Source organism: Actinacidiphila acidipaludis, from assembly GCF_019890725.1.
GTDB classification, from domain to species: domain Bacteria; phylum Actinomycetota; class Actinomycetes; order Streptomycetales; family Streptomycetaceae; genus Actinacidiphila; species Actinacidiphila acidipaludis.
Window position 1 is genome coordinate 252,948 of the sequence record NZ_JAINZZ010000001.1, and the last position, 22,179, is coordinate 275,126.

The 22,179-nt window shown below is 73.4% G+C and carries 18 protein-coding genes and 1 pseudogene; 9 read left to right on the forward strand and 10 right to left on the reverse strand.

Features of this window, described 5'->3' with window-relative positions:
* The first annotated feature begins 26 nt into the window (after positions 1-26).
* From K7862_RS01200 to K7862_RS01210, 3 genes are read left to right on the forward strand one after another with little or no spacing between them, the layout of a single operon-like run.
* Positions 27-821 (forward strand): FAD/NAD(P)-binding protein, encoded by a 795-nt coding sequence (locus tag K7862_RS01200; protein ID WP_222959524.1) that lies wholly within the window; start codon positions 27-29, stop codon positions 819-821.
* A gap of 1 nt (position 822) precedes the next feature.
* Positions 823-1,647 (forward strand): NADH-quinone oxidoreductase subunit B family protein, encoded by an 825-nt coding sequence (locus K7862_RS01205; RefSeq protein WP_222959525.1) that lies wholly within the window; start codon positions 823-825, stop codon positions 1,645-1,647.
* Positions 1,644-3,011 (forward strand): Ni/Fe hydrogenase subunit alpha, encoded by a 1,368-nt coding sequence (locus K7862_RS01210; protein WP_222959526.1) that lies wholly within the window; start codon positions 1,644-1,646, stop codon positions 3,009-3,011. Before K7862_RS01205 ends, K7862_RS01210 begins: the two co-directional genes overlap by 4 nt.
* A 33-nt stretch (positions 3,012-3,044) precedes the next feature.
* On the opposite strand, the gene K7862_RS01215 is transcribed toward K7862_RS01210, so the two are convergent.
* The 3 genes from K7862_RS01215 to K7862_RS01225 all read right to left on the reverse strand — a co-directional run bounded on the left by K7862_RS01215 (position 3,045) and on the right by K7862_RS01225 (position 8,381).
* Complete coding sequence (locus K7862_RS01215; RefSeq protein ID WP_222959527.1) at positions 3,045-5,984, reverse strand: cation-translocating P-type ATPase; 2,940 nt, start codon at positions 5,982-5,984, stop codon at positions 3,045-3,047.
* A gap of 132 nt (positions 5,985-6,116) precedes the next feature.
* Positions 6,117-6,536 carry an SHOCT domain-containing protein gene (locus K7862_RS01220; protein ID WP_222959528.1) on the reverse strand — a complete coding sequence of 140 codons (420 nt, stop codon included), beginning with the start codon at positions 6,534-6,536 and terminating at the stop codon, positions 6,117-6,119.
* A gap of 183 nt (positions 6,537-6,719) precedes the next feature.
* Positions 6,720-8,381 (reverse strand): MFS transporter, encoded by a 1,662-nt coding sequence (locus K7862_RS01225; RefSeq protein WP_222959529.1) that lies wholly within the window; start codon positions 8,379-8,381, stop codon positions 6,720-6,722.
* Between the two features lie 291 nt (positions 8,382-8,672).
* Between K7862_RS01225 and K7862_RS01230 the strand changes: the two genes are divergently transcribed.
* Complete coding sequence (locus K7862_RS01230) at positions 8,673-8,939, forward strand: dsRBD fold-containing protein (protein ID WP_222959530.1); 267 nt, start codon at positions 8,673-8,675, stop codon at positions 8,937-8,939.
* 183 nt (positions 8,940-9,122) lie between these two features.
* A complete protein-coding gene (locus K7862_RS01235; protein WP_308011791.1) occupies positions 9,123-10,595 on the forward strand; it encodes a bifunctional aminoglycoside phosphotransferase/ATP-binding protein in 1,473 nt (490 codons plus the stop codon).
* Positions 10,596-10,706: 111 nt separating this feature from the next.
* On the opposite strand, the gene K7862_RS01240 is transcribed toward K7862_RS01235, so the two are convergent.
* Complete coding sequence (locus K7862_RS01240; RefSeq protein ID WP_222959532.1) at positions 10,707-11,606, reverse strand: universal stress protein; 900 nt, start codon at positions 11,604-11,606, stop codon at positions 10,707-10,709.
* A 133-nt stretch (positions 11,607-11,739) separates the two neighbouring features.
* Between K7862_RS01240 and K7862_RS01245 the strand changes: the two genes are divergently transcribed.
* Positions 11,740-12,414, forward strand: coding sequence for a CBS domain-containing protein (locus K7862_RS01245; RefSeq protein ID WP_222959533.1), 675 nt, complete (start codon positions 11,740-11,742; stop codon positions 12,412-12,414).
* A gap of 65 nt (positions 12,415-12,479) precedes the next feature.
* On the opposite strand, the gene K7862_RS01250 is transcribed toward K7862_RS01245, so the two are convergent.
* Positions 12,480-12,689 carry a DUF1918 domain-containing protein gene (locus K7862_RS01250; RefSeq protein WP_222959534.1) on the reverse strand — a complete coding sequence of 70 codons (210 nt, stop codon included), beginning with the start codon at positions 12,687-12,689 and terminating at the stop codon, positions 12,480-12,482.
* A 280-nt stretch (positions 12,690-12,969) separates the two neighbouring features.
* Between K7862_RS01250 and K7862_RS01255 the strand changes: the two genes are divergently transcribed.
* Positions 12,970-14,340: a nicotinate phosphoribosyltransferase gene (locus K7862_RS01255; protein WP_222959535.1), complete on the forward strand. Its 1,371-nt coding sequence runs from the start codon at positions 12,970-12,972 to the stop codon at positions 14,338-14,340.
* Between the two features lie 69 nt (positions 14,341-14,409).
* Here the strand turns inward: K7862_RS01255 and K7862_RS01260 are convergent, their stop codons facing one another.
* The 3 genes and pseudogenes from K7862_RS01260 to K7862_RS01270 all read right to left on the reverse strand — a co-directional run bounded on the left by K7862_RS01260 (position 14,410) and on the right by K7862_RS01270 (position 17,172).
* A complete protein-coding gene (locus tag K7862_RS01260; RefSeq protein ID WP_222959694.1) occupies positions 14,410-15,669 on the reverse strand; it encodes an amidohydrolase in 1,260 nt (419 codons plus the stop codon).
* A gap of 240 nt (positions 15,670-15,909) precedes the next feature.
* Positions 15,910-16,377: pseudogene (locus K7862_RS01265) on the reverse strand (trimeric intracellular cation channel family protein); the annotation flags it as partial.
* Positions 16,378-16,380: 3 nt separating this feature from the next.
* Entirely contained in the window at positions 16,381-17,172 is a 792-nt protein-coding gene (locus tag K7862_RS01270; RefSeq protein ID WP_262412458.1) for an NADPH-dependent F420 reductase, read from the reverse strand.
* Positions 17,173-17,536: 364 nt separating this feature from the next.
* On the opposite strand from K7862_RS01270, the gene K7862_RS01275 reads away from it, so the two are divergent.
* Entirely contained in the window at positions 17,537-18,589 is a 1,053-nt protein-coding gene (locus K7862_RS01275; protein ID WP_222959536.1) for a lysylphosphatidylglycerol synthase transmembrane domain-containing protein, read from the forward strand.
* A gap of 225 nt (positions 18,590-18,814) precedes the next feature.
* Positions 18,815-19,951, forward strand: coding sequence for a phospholipase D-like domain-containing protein (locus tag K7862_RS01280; protein ID WP_222959696.1), 1,137 nt, complete (start codon positions 18,815-18,817; stop codon positions 19,949-19,951).
* Between the two features lie 30 nt (positions 19,952-19,981).
* Here K7862_RS01280 and K7862_RS01285 read toward each other — a convergent pair whose 3' ends face one another.
* Positions 19,982-20,641 carry an N-acetylmuramoyl-L-alanine amidase gene (locus tag K7862_RS01285; protein ID WP_222959537.1) on the reverse strand — a complete coding sequence of 220 codons (660 nt, stop codon included), beginning with the start codon at positions 20,639-20,641 and terminating at the stop codon, positions 19,982-19,984.
* Positions 20,638-22,146: a sulfatase-like hydrolase/transferase gene (locus K7862_RS01290; RefSeq protein WP_308011783.1), complete on the reverse strand. Its 1,509-nt coding sequence runs from the start codon at positions 22,144-22,146 to the stop codon at positions 20,638-20,640. The genes K7862_RS01285 and K7862_RS01290 overlap by 4 nt, the downstream gene beginning before the upstream one ends.
* Between the last annotated feature and the right edge of the window lie 33 nt (positions 22,147-22,179).

The following is a 22,179-nucleotide window of genomic DNA, read 5'->3' on the forward strand; positions in this document are numbered from 1 at the left end:
TGACGACGCCAGGCGAAGGAGTCACGGTGCCCGTGCCCTACCGCGTCCTGCGGGCCGGCGAGGAGACACCCGGCACGGTCACCCTCGAACTGGTCCCGGAACACGTGGCCTTGAACCCCTTCCGGCCCGGGCAGTTCGCGATGGTGTACGCCTTCGGCGCCGGCGACGCGCCCTTCTCCGTCAGCGGCATGGACGGCGACCGCCTCACGCTCACCGTGCGTTCGGCCGGCGCCGTCTCGGCTGCCCTGGCACGGGCCCGGGCCGGTGGCACCCTCGGCGTGCGCGGGCCCTTCGGCACGGGATGGGACGAACCAGCGGGGCGCGACGTGCTGGTCGTGGCCGGCGGCATCGGCCTGGCACCGCTGCGGCCGCTGGTGCGGCGGACGGTGGCCGCACGCGAACGGTACGGCGAGGTCAGCGTGCTCATCGGCGCCCGCCGGCCCGGTGAGCTGCTGTACAACGGCGAGATCCTCGGCTGGCGCGAGGCGGGGGCCCGCGTCCTCGTGACCGTGGACCGTCCGGAACCCGGGTGGGCGGACGACGTCGGCGTGGTCACCAACCTGCTGGACCGGGCGGTCTTCGATCCGGCGGTCACCGACGCCTTCGTGTGCGGGCCCGAGGTGATGATCAGGGTGGTGGCGCGCGAGCTCGCCGGCCGCGGTGTGCCGGCCGAACGCATCCGCGTGTCGCTGGAGCGCACGATGCACTGCGGCACGGGTCACTGCGGCCACTGCCAGCTGGGCCCTCTGCTGCTCTGCCAGGCGGGGCCGGTAGTGTCCTGGGCCCGGGCCCGGCACCCGATGTCCGTCAGGGAGCTGTGAGATGACCGCGGATCCCGCGGGAGGGACCGCCCCTGCACCCGGCGAGGACGCGGACGGCAGGCCCAGCCTCGCGGTGTGGAAGTTCGCCTCGTGCGACGGGTGCCAGCTGACGGTGCTGGACTGCGAGGAGGAACTGGTGGCGCTGGCGGGAGCGGTGCGCGTCTCCTACTTCCTGGAGGCCTCCACCGAGGCGGGCGAGGGTCCCTACGACCTCTCACTGGTCGAGGGCTCGGTCACGACCCCCCAGGACCTGGCCCGGATCGCGCACGTCCGCCGCGTGTCCCGGCGGCTGGTGACGATCGGGGCGTGCGCGACCGCCGGCGGGGTCCAGGCCCTGCGGAACTTCGCCGAGGTCGGCGACTTCCTCTCGGTCGTCTACGCCCGCCCCGACTACATCGCGACGCTCGCCGACTCCACGCCGGTCAGTGCACACGTCCCCGTCGATCTGGAGCTGCGCGGCTGCCCCATCGACCGCGGGCAGCTGCTGGAGGTGATCACCGCCTACCTGGCGGGGCGCTCTCCCGACGTGCCGCGGCACAGCGTCTGCTTCGAGTGCAAGAGACGCGGCACCGTGTGCGTCACCGTGGCCCGGGGCGTCCCCTGCCTGGGTCCTGTCACGCATGCCGGATGCGGCGCGCTGTGCCCGGCGTACGGCCGCGGATGCTACGGCTGCTTCGGTCCCTCGGACTCCACCAACTTCGGGGCCTTCGTGCCGCTGCTGCGACGCGACGGCATGGACACCCTCGACGTGGTCCGGGTCCTGCGGACGTTCAACGCCGCGGCACCCGAGTTCGCGGCCGTCTCGCGACGGGAGGAGGCCCGGTGACCGACCGTGACACCCGGGTCGTCGGTGTCGGCGCGCTCGGCCGCGTCGAGGGGGAAGGGGCGCTGCGGCTGAGCCTGCGGGGTGACGAGGTCGAGCACGCGGCCCTGTCGATCTACGAGCCGCCGCGGTTCTTCGAGGCCTTCCTGCGCGGCCGCGGGCACACCGAACCCCCGGACCTCACCTCGCGGGTGTGCGGCATCTGCCCGGTCGCCTACCAGATGAGCGCGTGCCAGGCGCTGGAGGACGCCTGCGGGGTCGTCGTCGGCGGTCAACTCGCGGCCCTGCGGCGCCTGATGTACTGCGGCGAGTGGATCGAGAGCCAGACCCTGCACGTCTATCTGCTGCACGCACCGGACTTCCTCGGCTGTGACAGCCTGTTCGACCTCGCGGCCTCCCACCGTGCCGATGTCGAGCGGGGGTTGCGGCTGAAGCAGGCGGGCAACGCGGTGGTCGAGTTGCTGGGCGGGCGCGCGATCCACCCGGTGAGCGCCCGGCTGGGCGGATTCCACCGTGTCCCCTCCGTCGAGGAACTCCGGCCGGTGGCCGCGCGGTTGCGCCAGGCGATGGAGGACGCGGCACGGACCGTGCGGTGGGTGTCCGGCTTCGACTTCCCGGACGCCGGATGCGATCACGACCTGCTGGCCCTGGCCGCCCCCGGCACCTACGCCATCGAGGGTGGCGTCCCGACCGTGATGGACGCCCCCGGCCTGCACGGTCTCCGCGCGGACTCCGGACAGCCGCTGCCCACCCGCACGTTCGGCCTGCGCGACTTCGGCCGGCATGTCGTCGAACACCAGGTGCCGTACTCCACCGCACTGCACTCGCGCCTCGACGGGCGGCGGCATCTGACGGGATCCCTCGCCCGTTTCGCGATCAGCGGCCGCGAACTGTCACCCACGGCGCGGCAGGCCGCCCGCGAGGCGGGGCTGGGCGACCCGGCCGAGGGCGCGGTGTGCCGCAACCCGTACCGCAGCATCGTCGTCCGCGCCGTCGAGGTCCTCTACGCCGTGGAGGAGGCGCTGCGCATCATCGACGCCTACGAGCCGCCGTCCCGTCCGTTCGTGGATGTGCCGCCCCGCGCGGGTGTCGGGCACGGGGCCACCGAGGCCCCGCGCGGCCTGCTCTACCACCGCTACCGCCTCGACGGCACCGGCACGGTGCTGGAGGCCGACCTGGTGCCCCCGACGGCCCAGAACCAGGGCGCCATCGAGGAGGACGTCCGCCGTGCGGTGCACGGAAGGCTCGGCGAGGGCACGGCGACCGACGGGGAGTTGGCGTCGCTCTCCGAGCGGGCCATCCGCAACCACGACCCGTGCATCTCCTGTTCGGCCCACTTCCTGGACCTCACGGTCGAGCGCGGGTGACCCGCGCCCAGGCGGTCCGGCGGCGGGGACGGCTCAGCGCTGCCTGCCGCGCCCGTGTTCGGCGGCCACATGCCGTGCGTGCGCCACGATGTCGGCCGCCGCGCGCTCGCTGACGCCCAGCGCCCTCGTCAGCCGGTGGCCGCTCCAGCCGTGGCGGGCGAGCATGACGGCGAAGGGATGGTGCCCGGAGACCGGGATCGCCGTCACGTCAGGCGCGGGCGGAGCCGGCGCGACGACCGCGGGCGCCACGGGCCTGCGCCGCAGGAACGCCTTGCGGAGCTCGTCGGCGCCCCACACCGCGAACGGGAAGAACACCACGGTGAGCAGGTCCGCCGGTCCCAGGGCGGCCGTGCCGAACAGCCGGTGCAGCGCGGGCACGTAGACGATCACCGCGGCGAAAACCAGGGAGAAGGCGATCCCGCCGAGGAGATGGCGGTTGCTGAGGACGCCGACGCTCTTCAGCGACGCCCGTTCGGTCCGGACCGCGAAGGCCGTGCCGATCTGGCAGAAGACGATCCCGAGCCAGGCGACGGTCGTGGCGCGGTGGTAGACGCCGTTCAGGGCGCTCCCGCTCCCGGTCGCGGCCCCGGGATGCCAGCCGCCGCGGACGAGGGTCAGCAGGAAGCCTCCCATGACGAGAGCGGCGCACAGGGGCCCCAGGAAGCCCCAGGCACGGCCCAGCATGCCTCGGTCGATGACATTGTGGCCCCGCGGCCGGGGAGGGCGCTCCATCAGCCCGGGCTCGGACCGCTCCCGTCCCAGGGCCAGGGCGGGGAGGGTGTCGGTGCCCAGATCGACGGCGAGGATCTGCATCACCGTGAGCGGCAGCGGGATCGCGCCTCCCGCCAGGGCGAAGACCAGGAAGGGCACCACTTCGGGCACGGCGTGGGCGAAGATGTAGACGATGAACTTGCGGATGTTGTCGTAGGTGCGGCGTCCGGCCTCGACGGCCGCCACGATGGTGGCGAAGTTGTCGTCCGTCAGCACCATCGTGGCGGCTTCCCTGGCCACGTCGGTGCCGGAGCGGCCCATGGCGACACCGATGTCCGCCCGCCGCAGCGCGGGAGCGTCGTTCACCCCGTCGCCGGTCATGGCCACGGTCTGCCCCTCGGCGCGCAGCGCGTCGGCGATCCGCAGTTTGGACTCCGGGGAGCTCCGGGCGAAGATCACCTCCTCGCCGCCGCCCAGCAGGCGGTCCAGGCGTGCGTCGCTCATCGCGTCGAGTTCGGTGCCGGTGACGGTCCGGCCGCCGGGGGACCCGATACCGGCCTGACCGGCGATGGCCGCGGCGGTGAGGCCGTTGTCGCCGGTGACGACGTTGACGCGGATCCCGGCTCGGTGGGCCATGGCGATGGACGGGCCCACTTCCGGGCGCAGCGGGTCTTCGAGGGCGACGAGTCCCAGCAGGCACAGGTGCTCCTCGGCGTCCTCGCGGCGGTCCGGAGGTGGCCGCCCGGGAGGCAGGGTGCGGTGGGCCACCCCGAGCACCCGCAGGCCGCGGTCGGCGAGCAGTCCCACCTCGTGGACGACCAGGGACCGTTCGTCCGGTCCGAGGGGGCGCTCCCCCGACGCGTCGAGCAGGCGGTCGGAGCGGGTGAGGATCTCCTCCGGAGCGCCCTTGGTATGCAGCGCGACCGTGCCGTCGTCACCCGCGACCGCCAGACTCATCAGCTTGATCCGGGGGTCGAAGCGGTACAGGGTGCTCCGGCCGTCCCTCCCGCGCGCGGGCACTCCGGTCCGCTGGGCGAGGTCGAGGAGGGCGAGTTCCGTGGGGTCGCCCTGACCTTCGGCGAGCCGCGCGGTGGTGCAGGCGGCCGCGGAGGCGATGACCGGACGCGTCGGCTCGGGCGGGGGCCCGTTCCCGTCCGGGGAGTACTCACCCGCCGGAGTCCAGACGGCGACGGCGCGCATCCTGTTCTCGGTCAGGGTTCCGGTCTTGTCCGTGCAGATCACCGTGGTGGCGCCCAGGGTCTCGACGGCCGACAGCCGCTTCACCACCGCGCCGCGCCTGGCCAGGTCGCGCACCCCGGTCGCGAGGGCCAGGGTGATGGTGGGCAGCAGCCCCTCGGGAACGTTGGCGACCAGCAGGCCGATGGCGAAGGTGGCGGCCGCGCCCAGTGTGAGGCCCGCGGCGAGCCCCAGCGGCAGGAACGCCAGCCCGACGCCGACCGCGACCAGCGCGATCAGCCTGGCAGCCCGTTTGACCTGGCGTTCCAGCGGGCTTTCCGAGCGCTGGGTGCGCTGGCTGAGCGCGGCGATCCGGCCCAGCTCGGTGTGCATGCCCGTTGTGGTGACCACGGCCGTGGCGTGCCCACCGGTGCAGACCGTTCCGGAGAAGAGCAGGTCCCGCGCGTCCAGCATGCGCTCGGTGCGGTCCACCGACTCGGCCGACCGGTAGACCGGTGCGGACTCCCCGGTCAGGGCGGAGAGGTCGACCTCCACTCCCCCGTCGGCCAGCCGGGCGTCGGCGGAGACCCGCTGCCCCTCGTCGACGATGAGCACGTCGCCCGGCACGAGCTCCGTGGCCGGGACGGGACGGGGCGTGCCGTCGCGGACCACCGTGGCCTGTTCCGCCAGGAACGCCGAGAGCGCCTCGACGGCCTTCTCCGCCTGCTGTTCCTGCGCGAAGGCGAGCCCTGCGTTGAGGAGGATCACCGCCAGGATCGCCAGCGCCAGTGACACCGTGCCCGTCACGCCGGCCAGGGCCGCGGCCAGCGCGAGCAGCAGAGCCAGGGGATGGGTGAACTGGCGGGCCAGCTCGGCGAGGCGGTGACGGCCGGCGCGGCGGGACAGGGTGTTCGGGCCGTACACCGTGCGCCGGCGCTCCGCTTCGCGCTCGGACAGGCCCGCCGGTGATGTGCGCAGGTCCCGGTACAGCAGCGCCAAGGGCTCCTGGGGGTCCGGTGCGGGGGCCGAGGAGTCCGCCGGGGCCGCCGGCCGGGTCCCGGAGGAGGGCGCGTGCGGGCTCGCCATCGTCACCTCTCCTCGCGGTGTCCGGCGGGGGTCAGGCCGCGGCCGGGACTCCGCCTGCGGCGGGGCCGGCTCTCCCGGGCCCCGGAAGGGGCGACCGGTCGTTGCCGGGAGGGCCGGTCGCAGCGGGCACGGTCAGTGGAGGACCTTCTCCTTGGCCCGCTCGAACTCCGCGTCCGACAGCCCGCCCTTGTCGTGGATCTCGGCGAGCCTGGCCAGCTCGTCGGTGGGGGTCCCGCCGTGGCCGTCGCCGGCGGCGGTACGCCGGATGTAGTCGTCGAGGTCCTTCTGCTGGGCATGGGCCCTGTGCGCCTCGCGCGCCCCCATGCCGCGGCCGCGGGCGGCCACGTACACCAGCACGCCCAGGAACGGCAGCAGGATCACGAAGGCCATCCAGCCGGTCTTCGCTCCGCCTCCCAGCGTGTCGTCGCGGAAGATGTCGACGATCACGCGGAACAGCACGATCAGCCAGACGATCCAGAGGAAGATCCAGAGAACCGTCAGGAAGGTGCCCAGTACCGGATAGCTGTAGGCCAGATTGACGGCGCCGTTCATGCTGCTCACTTCCTTGTGCCGCAGTACCGCGGAGCACGGCCCGCGACGCGATGGGAGCGCGGACCCTCCGTCCCCGCCAGCCAACGCCTCCCTGGCGCACGGCGACAGGGCCGACCGGACCGGCCGGTCGTCCTCCGCGTGACGGGCCGACCGGCCCCGGCGCCGCGGGCCGCCGACGTGCCCTCAGGCGGTGCCGGCCGGGGAGGCCGCTCCGGGATCGGGGCCGGAGGCGGCAGCCGGGGGCTCGGTCGGCAGGTGCCGGGTGAAGGCGAAGGAGAGCAGGGTGATGCCTGCCGCGGCCAGAATGGCGGCCTTGAGGCTGTTGAGCTGGGCCTGGGCGTACGAGCTGACGACCGCGTCGACCTCGGCGGGCGGCAGGTCCGCCGCCTGGGCTCCGGCGCGGACCTGGTCGGCGCTGACGAAACTGACGCCGGACTCGAGCCTGATCCCGACCTCCTGCCGGGTCGCCTGCGAGACCGCGGAGTTGTGCTCGATCTGCGTAGTGAACGCTGTGACCAGCGCGCTGATCAGGATCGAACCGATGAGCGCGGTGCCGAGCGAGGAACCCAGGTTCTGCGCGGTGTACTGCAACCCGCCCACCTCACTGCGCTCGTCCTCCCCGACGCTGGACTGGACGACGTTCCCCAGTTGGGACGCCAGCAGGCCCATGCCCAGCCCCAGCACGGCCATGGCGAACCCGAAGGACACGTTGTCGATGTGCGGGTCGATGGTGCCGACGAGCCAGAGGATGGCGATCAGCAGAACGCCGAGCGCGACGCGCACCACCGTGCGGGGACCGGCGAACCTCCCCAGAAACGGGCCGCTCATCGCCGAGAGCAGCATGGTCGCGGACACCGGGAGCAGCCGCAGCCCGGTCTGGAAGGCGTCGAGTCCCTGGACGATCTGCAGGTACAGCGGGATGGCGAAGAACAGGCCCAGCAGGATGAGGTTCTGACCGAGCAGCATGGCCAGCCCCGAACGCAGAGCCGGGACACGGAACAGCTTCAGGCGGATCAGCGGCTCTCCCCCGCGCTCCGCCATCCGCCGTTCCCAGGCCTGGAAGAACCCGAGGAGCACCCCACCGAGTGCGATGACGAAGACGGTCGGCGAGAATCCGAAGATCTCGAACGGCGGGTTCCTGGGCTTGAGCCAGCCCCACGAACTGCTCTGCAGCACGCCGAGCACCGCCACGGCCAGCCCTGCGGCGGACAGCAGCGCGCCGATCACGTCGAGGCGCGGCCGCGGCCCCTCGCGGGGCGGGTCGGCGGGAACCCAGCGGATGAGTGCCAGCATCGCGAGGACGACCACGACCTCGCCCGCGAACACCAGCCGCCAGGTCAGATAGGTCGTCAGCCATCCGCCCAGCAGCGGCCCCACCGCGATGCCGGCGCCCGCGAGTCCGCCGATGACGCCGTAGGCCACCGCCCGGTCGCGTCCCCGGTAGGCGCCCGCGACCAGGGCGGCCAGCGCCGGAAGCACCAGGGCGGCGCCCACGCCCTCGATCACCGACCAGCCGACGGCCAGCACCGCGAGGGTGGGTGCCACCGCGGTGAGCGCCGACCCGACCCCGTAGACCATGAGGCCGCCCGCGAAGACCCGCCGCCGGCCGAACATGTCGCCGAGCTTCCCGCCGGTGATCATGCAGGCGGCCATCACCAGCGTGTACAGGGTGATGACCGCCTGGATGGCGGTGACCTCGGTGTGGAAGTCCTTGACCAGCTGGCTGATCGAGACGTTCATGACCGAGGTGTCGAGGACCATCAGGAACTGGCCCGCCCCCAGCACCGCCAGGGCGCGCCAGCGGCCCGCGGCGCGTTCCGCGGGCTCGGGGCCGCCCGGGCTCATCCGGCGGTGGCCGCGCGTCGGGCCATGGCAGCGCTCCTCCCGGCGATACGGACTCCTGCTCCCATTGGCTCCCGCGCCGCCCGGCCCTGTCGCGCGATGTACACCCATACGCGGGGGTCTTGGCGCAGGCCGGCCGGACCACGGCCGGTCGGACCGAGGCGAGGGCCGGTCGGCCCTGTCGGGCCGGGCTCCGGGTGGCTTGTCTGGAGACGGGATGGTCCCCCCGGTCGCCGAGACCGGGTGGCGTCCGCCCCACCGCGGGAGGAACGACGCAGAAGGGCAGGGCATCTCATGACCCAGCAGACGGCCGCGCACACCCGGACATGGACCTTGCGCCTCGACATCTTCGAGGAGGACCAGGACACCACCTTGGTCCACGCCGTCCTCGACACCGGCGACAACACCCTCGTGAGCCGCACCGCCGCCCACCGCAACCCGGACGACCCGCCGGTGCCCGAGATCGGGGACGAGTACGCGGCCGGCCGTGCCCTGCTGGCGCTCGGCCGGCAGCTCGTGGACGCCGGGGCCGCCGACGCGGACGTCAACGCCCGGAGTTGAGCAGCGGGACGTAGGCAGCGGGCGCGCGGCCGACCCGGTGCTGCCGGCGCGGCACCCCTGTCCGCACACCGGATTGAGGAGGCAGCCGTCATGGAGGACACCGTCATCGCGGGCCTCGTCGGAGCCCCCGCGGACCCCGCCTCGGTGGGGAAGCGGTCACGGCGGGAACCGGCGCGCGCCCAGGTGCGCGAGACCCACACGGCGGTGCTGCTCTTCCTGGGCAGCCGTGTCTACAAGCTCAAGAAGCCCGTCGACCTGACCTTCCTGGACTACTCGACCGTCGAGGCCCGGCGCTGGGGGTGTGAGCGCGAACTCGAACTCAACCGCCGCTTCGCGCCCGACGTCTACCTCGGTCTCGGCGAGTTCCAGGGTCCGCAGACGCCGGCCGAACCCGTGCTGGTGATGCGCCGCATGCCCGACGAGCGCCGCCTGGCGCGCCTGGTGCGGGAAGGGGCACCGCTGGACGACGAGCTCAGCGCCGTCGCTCGGCTGCTCGCCGCACGACACGCCGAAGCCCCGCGAGGCCCGGACATCGACGCCGAGGGGTCACGGGACGCGCTGGCACAGCGCTGGGCAGCCGGCTTCGACCAGGTCCGCGCGCTGGTCCGGGACGGCCGCAGTGCTCCGGGCGCACCCGAGATCGAGCATCTGGCGAACCGCTATCTGGCGGGCCGGCGGCCGCTGTTCGACGCTCGCATCGCGCAGCGGCGGATCGTCGACGGTCACGGCGACCTGCTCGCCGAGGACGTCTTCTGCCTCGACGACGGACCCCGCGTCCTGGACTGCCTGGAGTTCGACGACCGCCTCCGCCACGTCGACGGGCTCGACGACGCCGCGTTCCTCGCCATGGACCTGGAGTACCTCGACGCCCCCGCGGCCGCGGCCTTCTTCCTGGCTCGGTACAGCGAGTACTCGGGGGACCCCGCGCCGCCGTCGCTGTGGCATCACTACGTCGCCTATCGCGCCTGCGTCCGGGCCAAGGTCTCCCTGATCCAGGCGGGTCAGGGGGCCGCCGGTGCGGAGGCCGCGGCCGGGCGGCTGCTCCGGATCGCGCTCGGCCACCTGAGGACGTCGGCGGTCACCCTGATGGTGGTCGGCGGGCTGCCGGGCAGCGGGAAGTCCACGCTCTCCGGGGCGCTGGCCGACCGCCTGGGCGTCACCCTGCTCAGCAGTGACCGGCTGCGCAAGGAACTGGCCGGTCTCCCGGTCGAGGAGTCCGCGGCGGCCCCGTACGGCAAGGGTCTCTACACGCCCGAGCGCACTGCCGGCACGTATGCGGCCCTGCTCGACCGGGCCTCGGCTCTGGCCGCGTCGGGTGAGTCCGTGGTGCTGGACGCCACGTGGACCGACACCCGGCAGCGCGAGGCCGCCGTGCGCGCCGCCGAGCGCTGCGACGCGGATCTGGTCGCGCTGCACTGCCGGGCCCCCGGGGACGTCGCGGCGGCGCGCCTGAGGACCCGCGAACAGGGAGCTTCGGACGCGGGCCCGGAGGTCGCGGCCGCGATGGCAGCCGAGGAACGGCCGTGGCCGGAGGCCGTGGAGGTCGACACCGGCGGTCCGCTGGAGTCCGCGGTGCAGCAGGCTCTCGCCGTGGTCCGGCCCTACGGGACAGGACAGGCGCCGGTCTTCCGCCGGCCGTACATGGAACCCGGCTGAAGGCCCGTCGTGAGCGCCGCCGCACCGTCCTCGCCCGTCGGGTCCGGACCGCGGTCCGCGACGGGGACGCCGTCGGCCGCTTCCGGCGCACCCGCGCCGAGGTCCGGGTGGTCAGTCCGGCCGGCGCGCGACGGCACCGCCGCGGACGACGGCCATCGGGCATCGGGCGTGGTGCAGTACCGCCTGGCTCACCGATCCGAGCATCAGCCCGGAGAAGCCGCCGCGCCCCCGGGCTCCCACGACCAGCAACTGGGCTCTGGCGCTCTCCGCGACCAGCGCCTCGCGCGTTCCGGCGCGGACCGATCGGCGTTCGACCGTCACCTGCGGGTAGCGTTCGGCGCAGCCCGCGAGCGCCTCGGCGAGCAGGCGCTCCTCGTCCGCCGCGAGCATGCCGCGTTCGTAGGCGTAGGGAGCGGCCGCATCCCGCGGCGGCTGCGGAACGGGGACGTTCCAGGCGGTCCACGCGTGGAGCGCCAGCAGGGAGGCTCCGCGCAGGGCGGCCTCGTCGTAGGCGAACACCACCGCGTCCCTGGCCTGCGGGGATCCGTCGACTCCGACGAGCACCGGGCCGGTCGGCTCCGCGGGGTCGCGGACGACCAGCACCGGACATGCGGCGTGCGCGGCCAGGCCTACACCCGTCGAGCCCACCAGCAGCCCGGCGAAGGCCCCAGTCCCCCGGGAACCGACGACCACGAGCTGCGCCTCGCGCGACCGGTCCACCAGGACCTGCAGCGCGTCTCCCACGGTCACCTCCTGGTCCACGCTCACCTGCGGCGCCGCCGCTCGGGCCTGTTCCACGGCCCGGGACAGCAGCGGCCCGGTCAGGGCATGGACCTCGGTGTCGGTGAAGGCCGGAGGGGCGGCCCCCGGCAGGAAATGGACCTCCGGCCAGGCGAAGGCGTGCACCACCCGCAGATCGGCGTCGCGTCGGGCGGCCTCACGTGCGGCCGCCGCGACGGCCGCCGAACTCGGTGCGGAACCGTCCGTGCCGACCACGACCAGGCCGCCCACCGTGCCTCCTCATCTCCGCCCCACCTTCAGGTTGGCTTCGGCGCCGCCCGGCCGCCACCGGAGGCCCGGACGTGGCACCGCTCGTCGGACTCGTCACCGCTCGGATGCGTCACCACTGGGAAGGAGCGCGATCATGCACCACCGCACGGTCGGGGAACTCATGACCCGGAACGTGGTCAGGGCCAGGCGCGACCTGCCCTTCAAGGAGCTGGTGCGGCTGCTGGCCGAGAACGACGTCACCGCCGTCCCGGTGGTCGACGAACGCGATCGGCCGATGGGCGTGGTGTCCGAGGCCGACCTGCTGCGCAAGTCCGCGGACCGGAACGACTCCGCGGGCGGACCGCCGATGCCCGGGCTGGAAGCCGGCCAGCAGGCCAAGGCGGAAGGAGTCAGGGCGGAGGAGGTGATGTCGGCGCCCGCGATCTGCGCGCGGCCGGAGTGGAACGTCGTCGAGGCGGCCCGCCTGATGGAGCTCCACGACGTGAAACGGCTCCCCGTGGTGGACGCGGCGGACCGGCTCCAGGGCATCGTGAGCCGCCGCGATCTGCTGCGGATCTTCCTGCGCGACGACGACGCCATCCGCGAGGAGATCACCTGGGACGTGCTCCAGCAGACGCTCGGCGCCAGTGCCGCAGAGCTGACGGTGGACGTCCGCCAGGGACAGGTCGCCCTGGGCGGGTCGGTCGATCTCCGGAGCCTGATCCCGGTCGTCGTCCGGCTGTGCCGCACGGTGGACGGCGTGGTCTCGGTGTCCGAACACGTCGCGTTCCGCACCGACGACACCGCCGGCCGCCCGGCACCGGCGTGAGCGCCGCGGCGCCACGGCTTCGGGACGCGTTCGGCCATGAGACCAGCGGGCCGGCGCCCGACGGATCAGCGCCCGGATCCCGCGTGTTCGGCCCTGTTCTCGACGTGCGCTTCCGGCCCGGGGAAGAAGAGCGTCTCCCGGTCGTCCTCGATCCAGCGCACCATGTACGGCGGGGTGCCGTCCGGGTGCTCCAGTTCCACGATCTGTCCACGGCGGCGGTGTCCGTCCAGGTGCACGGACTCCACCACGATCCAGTCCCCGACGTGCGCGTGCATCGGCTGCTCCCTCGTCCGTACCGACTCGTACCCGACACTACGTTCGCGATCGCGGTGCCGCCGGTGCCGTTCGTCGCCGCCGGAGGGCCGACCGGCCCGGCGACGTGCCCCGGACGGCCCCGCGCGCCGAGGGGGATTCGCGGCGACGATGAAGACGACGCGGAGGACTCAGCCGGGGGCGCGGATCAGCGGACGTACGGGCCGCGTACCGCGCACCGGACCTGCGGTGCCGGGGTTGTCCTCCGCGCCCGGGGTTCCACGCGCGGCAGGAGCGTCTGACATGTCGAACGCCCGGACCACGGACCTGTACGAGGTCTCCATGGCGCACGCGTACCTCCGCGAGGGCATGACGGCTCCGGCGACGTTCAGCGTGTACGTGCGCCGCCTGCCGCCGGCACGGGGGTTCCTCGTCGCGGCGGGCCTGGAGCCGCTGCTGACGATGCTGGCCGCATGGGAGGTGGGTGCGGACGACGTCCGTGCGTACGCGCGGGCCCTCGGCCGGTCCGCCGCGGACCTGCGGCACCTGAGCGGCCTGCGCTTCGACGGAGACGTGCGGGCCGTCCCCGAGGGCACCGTGGTGTTCGCGAACGAGCCCCTGCTGGAGGTGACGGCGCCGCTCCCCCAGGCGCAACTCGTCGAGTCGCTCGTGCTGAACCAGCTCTGCCACCAGACAGCGGTGGCGTCCAAGGCGGCGCGGTGCGTGCTGGCCGCGGCCGGCCGGCCCGTGGTCGACTTCTCGCTGCGGCGTACCCACGGCGTCGAAGCGGCCATGCAGGCGGCGCGGCTGAGCGCGATGGCGGGGTTCTCGGGAACGAGCAACGTGGCGGCCGCCCAGGCCTACGGCCTTCCCGCGATCGGCACCATGGCCCACTCCTACATCGAGGCCTTCGACGACGAAGCAGCCGCGTTCCGGGCCTTCATCGCCGCTCACCCCGGCCCGGTCACGCTCCTGATCGACACCTACGACACCGCGGCCGGGGCGGTGACGGCCGCCCGGGTGCTGCGCGAGGCCGGACTCGCGAGGGGATGCGCGGTGCGGCTCGACAGCGGCGACCTCCACCGGCTCGCCGTCACCGTGCGGGACATCCTCGACAGGCACGGACTGCCGGACGTCGGCATCGTGGCCAGCGGCGGCCTCGACGAGTTCGCCATCGACCGGTTGGTCCACGAAGGCGCCCCGATCGACGTGTTCGCCGTCGGCACCCGCTTCGGCGTCTCCGAGGACGCCCCCTCACTGGACGCCGCCTACAAGCTGGTGGAGTACGACCGGCGCCCGATGATGAAGCTTTCTCCGGGCAAGACCACGCTCCCCGGCGCCAAGCAGGTCTTCCGGGGACACGGCATGCACGACACCGTCGCCCTGTGGGACGAACCCGGGCCGCTCGGAACCCGCCCGCTGCTGTCCACGGCGATGCTCCGTGGACAGCGCATCGGATCGCCGCGCCCGCTGGACTGGGTGCGGGACGAGCTCCGCGCGCAACTGGCCGAACTGCCCGCCGAGGCGACGGGGATCACCGCCCCCACGCCCCCGGAGGCGGCGGTGTCACCTCTGCTGCGTGAACTCGCGGACACCACTCGGGGGCGGCTCGAAGCACGCATGCGCGCGCCGGACGGCGTGATCCCGACCGGGGCACCGGCCCGCACGGCATGAGCCGGCCCGTCACCGGCCGCCCTCGCCCCCGGAAGCGGGTGGTGCTCCCCCTCGGCGACGCTCACGGCTTCATGAGAGCCGGGTGAGTGCGGCTGCGACGAGGGCCTGCACGCCGGTGTCGAGGGTGGGCTGGAGCACGGGGGCGAAGCGGGGGTTGTGGTTGACCGGGATGTCCTGCGCCACCGTGCCGCGTCGGTGGGCGGCCCGGTAGGTGTCCGGGTCGACGCAGCCGAGGGCCCAGTAGGTGTAGGGGATGCCGAAGGCGTCAGGGATGCGGCTGAAGTCCTCGCTGGCGCTCTGCAGGTCGATCGTGACCGCCCGTTCGCCGAAGGCGGTGGCGAAGGCCGCGGCGACCTCGGCGGTCACGTCGGCGTCGTTGACGGTGGGCGGGAAGCGGGTGCCCTCCTGGATGTCGGGCCCCCGGGTCGCCCCGGAGGCGTCGCACTCGGCCGTGACGATGCGCCGCACCGCGGCCAGGACGTCCCGCCGTGTGCTCTCGTCGTAGGTGCGCACGTTCACCAGCAGCTCGGCCGACTCCGGGATGACATTGCCGCTGGTGCCCGCCCGCACGGACCCCACGGTGAGGACCGCCGGATCGGTGGCGGCCAGTCCACGCGAGACGATCGTCTGGAGACGGACGACGATCATCGACGCCATCACCACCGGGTCGATCGCGGCCTGGGGCGCCGAGCCGTGCGCGCCCCTGCCGTGAACGGTGATGGTGATGTTGTCCGCCGCGGAGAGGAAGGACCCGCCGCGCGTTCCGACCTGTCCGGCGGGATACGGGAGAACGTGCTGGGCGTAGGCGACGTCGGGGTGGGGGACGCGGTCGGCGAGTCCGTCGGAGAGCATCCGGTCGGCGCCGTCGCCGGGCTCTTCGGCCGGCTGGAAGAGGGTGAGCAGGGTGCCCCGCCACGACTTCCGGGCCTCAGCCATCAGACGGGCGGCTCCCAGCAGGCAGGTGACATGCATGTCGTGCCCGCAGGCGTGGGCCACGGGGACCTGGTGGCCGGAGGCGTCCGTGGCGCTCGCCGTGCTCGCGTACGGCAGACCCGTCTCCTCGCGGACCGGCAGAGCGTCCATGTCGGCGCGCAGCAGGACCGTCGGCCCCTCGCCGTTGACGAGGACGCCGACCACGCCGGTACCGCCGATCCCGTCGTGCACCTGGTAACCGTCGTCCCTGAGCCGTTGGGCCACGCGGGCCGCCGTCCGGTGCTCCTGATGGCCGAGTTCGGGGTGGGCGTGCAGATCCCGGTAGAAGTCCTGCAGTTCGGACCGGATCTCGTCGAGCCCGGCCACGACCGCGTCGAAGGAGTCGTCGCCGGTCATGCCTGTGTGCTCCTCGTCCTCGGTGGGTGGTTGCCGAGGCCTCGGTCCGCGGCCTCGGATCGTCTCCGGCCGCCAGTCACGGCTCACCGGCAGCCGCCAGCCCCTGCGGACCGCGGCCAGCCGCAGCGCGGCGCCGACGAGGATCCCGGCCACGATCCCGATGGTGGGTGCCCCGAGCCGGCTGCAGAGGACCATCACCGCGCTCACGGCCATCGCGACGGTCGCGTACAGGGGGGTACGGCCGAAGACGGTCGGAGTGCGGGCCAGCAGCAGGTCCCGGATGGCCCCGCCGCCGACGGCGGTGATCGTGCCCAGCAGCACTGCCGGGAGCCAGCCGAGCCCCACGGCGAGCGTCTTCTGCGCACCCGCGACGGCCCAGACGCTGAGGGCGAGGGCGTCCAGCAGGTTGAAGGTCCAGCCGGAGGTGTGCCGGCTCACGTCGGCCAGGAACGCCAGCAGCGTGCCGCCCGTGGCGACCGCGATGTACGTGTAGTCGGTCAGCGCCACCGGGGTGCCGTGCTGCAGCAGTGTGTCGCGGAGGATGCCACCGCCGAGGCCGGCCACGATGCCGATGACCAGGAAGCCGAACAGGTCCAGGCGTTTGGCCCGTGCCAGCACTCCGCCGACGACGGCGCTGGCGAAGACCCCGCTCAGGTCGAGGACCCGGGTCACCTCGTTCACGTTCTCCGGCGACAACGAGCCGCTCACGCATCAGCACCTGCCTTCCCTGCCTTCCAGTGTGCTCGCGCGCGTTGACCGGCCTGCCGAGCGCCGGTGGCAGGGTGGGGTGCCGGAACGGTCCCTGGCGGCGCCGCCTCGGGCTCCGGGCGGGACCCGCGGCCGAGGGCATGCGCCCACCGTCACGGCAGGATCGCGACGGCGCTGGACCAGTTCCAGCCCGAGCCGCTCCTGGGACGCCATGTGCAGCAGCTGGAAGCCCTCCAGCTCGCGGGCCCAGTGCAGCGGCCCGACGTCCAGGGGACGCATTCCTCCGGAGGACACCAGGTCGGACACGGTCCGCCGTGCCGTGTCGTCGTCCCCGGCGATGAAGACGTCCAACGGCCGGCCGGCCACCTCTCCCTCGGCGAGGGTGCCGGCGAGGGTGGTGTTGAAGGCCTTGACGACCCGGCTCTCGGGCACGGCGGCGGCGATCTGCTCGGCGGCCGAGGTTCCCGGCGGTACGACCAGCGAGTCGAAGGTGGTGAAGTCGACCGGGTTGCAGATGTCGACGACCGTCCTGCCCGCCAGCCCACCGGCCCACGCGGCGGCGACGTCACGTCCCGCCGGGTAGGGCACGGCCAGGACGACGAGGTCGGCGTCGGCCGCGGCGTCGGCGCCGACCGCCGTCACGTCCGCTCCGGACACGACCCGGCTCAGATCGGAGGCGAGATCGCGCGCCTTGGTCTCCGTGCGGTCGTGCACCCGGACGGAGTGTCCGCCCACCAGCGCCCGGGTGCCGATGCCCCGGGCCATGTTCCCGGCACCGACGATGGTGACGATCATGGGCTGCTCCTCGACGGACGTCACGTGGCGTCCACTCTCACTTTCCCGGCGGGCCGCTGCCACCGGGCGGCACGCTTTCGGCTGACGCCGCGCCTGCGGGTGGCCGAGCGCGTGGACGCCCGCCGCCCCGTGGCGGAGCGCCGGAACACGGCGCACGGGTACGGCCCGGGACCCGGGGCCTGATGACCCGTGCGGCAGGGCCGGTCGGACCCGGGCCCGGCGGGCCGGTTGTCGGCACCCTGGAGAGGGAGGGCCCAGCGGCCTCCGACGGCTCCGCGTGCCGGGCCCGGCCGCCCGGGTCCGAGAGGCCGGCCGGGTGAACCGGGGCCGATCGCGACGCAGGACTGAGGAGCTGCCCGGGATCGTGCGCGACCACAGCGGAGGCGGCCACAGCCGCGAGGGCCCGGCGGACCGGGACGCGGGCTCGTCGCGATGGCCGCGGCGCATCTGGTGGGTCGTCGCGGGTGCCGTTCTGGCCGGCGTGACCGCTGCCGCGGTGGTGCGCAGGAGTGAGGTCGCCGGAGCCCTGCGGCTGGTCGCACACGTCGACCCGCTCCCGCTGGCCGCGGCGGCCGCATGTCAGGCGGCGTCGCTGCTGTGTTTCGCCGGAGTGTGGCGCTGGCTGCTCGACGCCGGCGGAGCACGCTGGCCGCTGCGCAGGGTCGCGGCTCTGACCTTGGGCGGGAACGCGGTCTCCGGGGCACTTCCCGGCGGTGCGGTGCTGGCGACCGCGTGGGCGTACCGGCAGTTGCGGCGCCGCGGGATCGACACGACGCTGGCGGCCGCCGTCCTGGCCGTCGCGGGCGCCCTGTCCGGCTTGGGTCTCGGCGTGATCGGCGCCGTGGCCCTCATAGCGTCGGGCCCGTCGCCCCGGGCCGTCGTGGTGTGGACGATGGTCGTGCTGCTCATCGTCCTCGTCTCGGCGGCCTGCTTCGTCGTGCTGGTCCGCCGGTCGGACACGGTACGACGGGGCCTGCGACGGGTCTGGGCCGCGGCCACCCGGCGTTCCGTCCGGGCACGCGACCTCGGGACCCTGGCGGGCAGGATCGCCGAGCAGGCCTGGAACCTGAAACCCGGTCTGCGCCCGTGGCTCTCGCCTGCGGCACAGGCCCTGTTCAACTGGGTCTTCGACCTGGCCTGTCTCGTCCTGTGCCTGCGCGCGCTGAACATCACCGTTCCCTGGCCGGGGGTGCTCGGCGCCTATGTCCTCACTCAGATCCCGGCGTCCCTGCGGCTGACGCCGGGGAACATCGGAGTCGTCGAGGCCGGACTGGCCGCCCTGCTGGCGGCCTACGGCGTGCCGTCGTCCCAGGCGCTGGCCGGCGCGCTGCTGTACCGCGCCGTCAGCTACTGGGCGGTGCAGCCGATCGGCTGGTGCTGCTGCGCCGCCGTGACGCTTCGCGGCAGGCGCGCGTGAGGACCGCCGCCGCCGCGAGGTCTCGATCCGCGGGTCGGGGGCAGCCGCAACGATGTGACGACCCAGCCGAAGCATGCGCAGCGACCCGACGCAGCCGCCGATGTGGCCATCTCCACCGACGTCGGTACCGCCACCGACGTGAACACCGCCCCCGACGTGGCCCTCACCAGCCCGAACACCTCCGGACCGAACACCTCCGGCCGGAACGAGGCCCGCAAGCAGCGGATGCGGCGGCGGCTGGAGCGGCTGATCGGCGTCGCCGCCACCGAGGGCAACGCCCTGCGCCCCCTGCGCAACGGTGACCGGATCTTCCCGGTCATGCTCGACGCGGTCCGCGGCGCCCGGCACACCGTGGACATGATGACCTTCGTCTACTGGCGCGGCCAGGTCGCGCGGGACTTCGCCGGCGCGCTCGCCGACCGGGCCCGCGCGGGCGTCCGGGTGCGCCTGCTGCTCGACGGATTCGGCGCCCGGGAGATCGAGCAGGACCTGCTGGACATGATGGACGCCGCCGGCGTCCAGGTGGTGTGGTTCCGCAAACCCCTGTGGCTGTCGCCGTTCAAGCAGAACCACCGCTGCCACCGCAAGGCGCTCATCGTCGACGAGCACATCGCGTTCACCGGTGGCGTGGGCATAGCCGAGGAGTGGTGCGGGGACGCACGAAGCCCCGAGGAGTGGCGGGACACCCACATCGAGGTCCGCGGGCCCGCCGTCGACGGTATCGCCGCGGCGTTCGCCCAGAACTGGGCGGAGTGTCACGACGAGCTGTACGACGAACGCGACCGCTTCACCGAGCAGCCGCAGCCCGGAACGTCGACCGTCCAGGTCGTCCGCGGCTCGGCCAGCCTCGGATGGCAGGACATGCAGACCCTGCTGCGGGTCGTCATCACCTCGGCCGAGGAGCGGCTGCGGCTGTCCACGGCGTACTTCGCGCCCGACGCGTTCTTCGTCGGGCTCCTGTGCGCCGCGGCCGAGCGCGGCGTCCGCGTGGAGATCCTGCTCCCCGGCCCGTACACCGATCAGCGGGCCTGCCAGCTCGCCGGCCAGCACCACTACGCCGCGCTGCTCCGTGCCGGGGTGAGCATCCGGCAGTACCAGCCCACGATGCTGCACACGAAGATCGTCACGGTGGACGGCGTGACCTCGCTCGTCGGCTCCAGCAACTTCAACCGCCGCTCCATGGACCACGACGAGGAGGTCATGCTGGCGGTCCTCGACGAACGGCTGACCGCCGAGCTCGACGCCGACTTCGACGAGGACCTGCGGCACAGCGTGGCGATCGACCCGGTCCGCTGGCGCCACCGTCCGGCGCTGCAGCGTCTGAAGGAGGCGGCGGTCCGGCCGTTCCGCCGCTTCCTGTGAGGGGCCCGCCGTCCCGGGGCAGGCCCCCTCTCACCTCGTGGCGCTCGCCTTGCGGACCAGCTCGAGGTAGCGGTCCCAGTCCCAGTTGGCTCCGGGGTCCGTGTGCGTGACGCCGGGCACCTCGTGGTGGCCCAGGATGTGAGTACGGCTCAGCGGGATCGCGTGACGCGCGCACACGTCCGCGGTGAGGGCCGCGGACGCGGCGTACATCTCCTCGGTGAACCAGGCGTCGGAGTCGACCCAGCCCTCGTGCGTGATGCCGATGCTGCGGTCGTCGTAGTCCGGACGGCCGGTGTGCCAGGCGATGTCCTTCTCCCTGACGCACTGCCCGATGCGGCCGTCCGCCGAGCGGACCAGGTAGTGGGCCGAGGTCTTCCGGCCGGGGTCGCGGAAGACCGCGACGGCGTCGTCGAAGGTCGCCTGCGTCACATGGATGACCACGTACCCGACCGGACCGCTGTCCGGGCGCCGCGCGGCGCGGTAGCAGGCCGGGTCGGCGGGCAGCCACTGCGCGCCCGGGTGGTCGACGGCCGCGGGCGGCGCGGCGGCGCCGGCCGCGGATGCGGTCGCGGCGCCCGCCGCCGTGGTGACCGCGGTGGCCAGGGTGACGGCGGCGGCGCCCCGCAGGACCGCGCGGCGTGACGGCGGGAGCTGACCGCCGCCGTCGCCGTGGTGGGCTGGTCCGGTCATGCTCCGTCCTCCTCCGCGGTCCGGTACCAGTTGTGCGGGGCGAGCCGGGCGTTGTACTGCCCCTTCGGCAGGTCGTCGGTGAGCCGGACCGACCAGCGCTGCAGACGCTGTGTCAGGTCGGCCTTGACCTTCCGCAGGCTCGGATCGTCCCAGCGGTTGTGGAGCTCCATCGGATCCTTGGCGAGGTCGTACAGTTCGCCGTCGTCGCCGACGTGCTCGTAGAGCTTCCAGTGGTCGTGCCGGAGCATCCGCGACGAACCGCTCTGGGTGACGCTGTTGAGCTCGTCGTACCGGGTGCCCTCGTAGGGGAAGTGCAGCGGCGGGCGGGCGTCGTCGGGATAGGGCAGGCCGCCGTAGCCGCGCTCGGTGACGATGTCGGCGAACTCCGCGGCCGGGTAGCCGGAGCCGGTGAGCATCTGCCACATGCTGCGGCCCTGGACGCCCAGCGGGATGGGGCGGCCGATCGCCTCGCACACGGTGGGCAGGATGTCGGCGATCGAGACGAAGTCCGTCGTGTTGTCGTTGGCCTTGACGCCGCATCCGTGCACGATCATGGGGATGTGCGCCAGGACCTCGGGGATGCCCGCGCCCTTGCGCTGCAGGCCGTACTCGGCGGTGTAGTCGCCGTGGTCGGCGAGGAAGACCACCAGGGTGTTCTCCCACAGGCCCTGATCCTTCAGGTGGTCGACGAGCCGGCGCCACTGGTCGTCGATGAGGCGGAGCATGCCGCAGTAGGAGGCGAGGTAGCGGCGCCAGATGTCGTCGTAGCCGGGGCGCTTCTCCTGCACCAGGTCGCGCAGCCACTTGTAGGCGCCGCCCTTGTTCTCCGCGGCCTCGGGGCCGGAGATCCGGTCGGGGATCGTGTCCTCGGGGAACATCGAGAAGTACGGCTCGGACACCTGGTAGGGGTTGTGCGGCTCGGGTGTGGAGACGAACGCGAAGAACGGCTTGCCGGGATCCCGGGCGTCGATCTGCTGGATGGCGTCGGAGACGATCCGGTACGGGTACTGCTGCTCCGCCGGGAAGGGGGTGGGCGCCGTCGTCGGACCCATGTCGATGGAGTTCAGGTACGCGGTGAAGGCCCGCTGCTCGGTGGTGGTGTCCGGCCCCTTCGTGTGCCCGTACTCGGAGAACGCGTCGTAGTCCGCCGGATCGTTCCGGTACATGTGCGTCTTGCCGGAGTAGAAGAGCTGGTAGCCCGCGCCGCGCAGCACGTCGATCAGGTCGTCGCCGCGGGACACCAGCGTCGCGCCGGTGTTGGAGTTCTGCCGGATGCGGTGGGTGCTCGGCCACCTGCCGGTGAGGAGGCTGGTGCGGGCCGGGACGCAGGCCGGTGCGGTGGTGTACGCGCGGCGGAAGCGGGTGCCCTGGGCGGCGATGGAGTCGAGAAAGGGCATCGTGTCCAGTGCGAAGCCCACGCCTTTGGTGAAGTCGGCACGGACCTGATCGGACATGGCGAATATGATGTTGGGAGCTGTCGGGCAGGTCACACTGTCCCTTTCCACTGGGATGGACGGAAGCGTTTTCCCGCGGGAGAA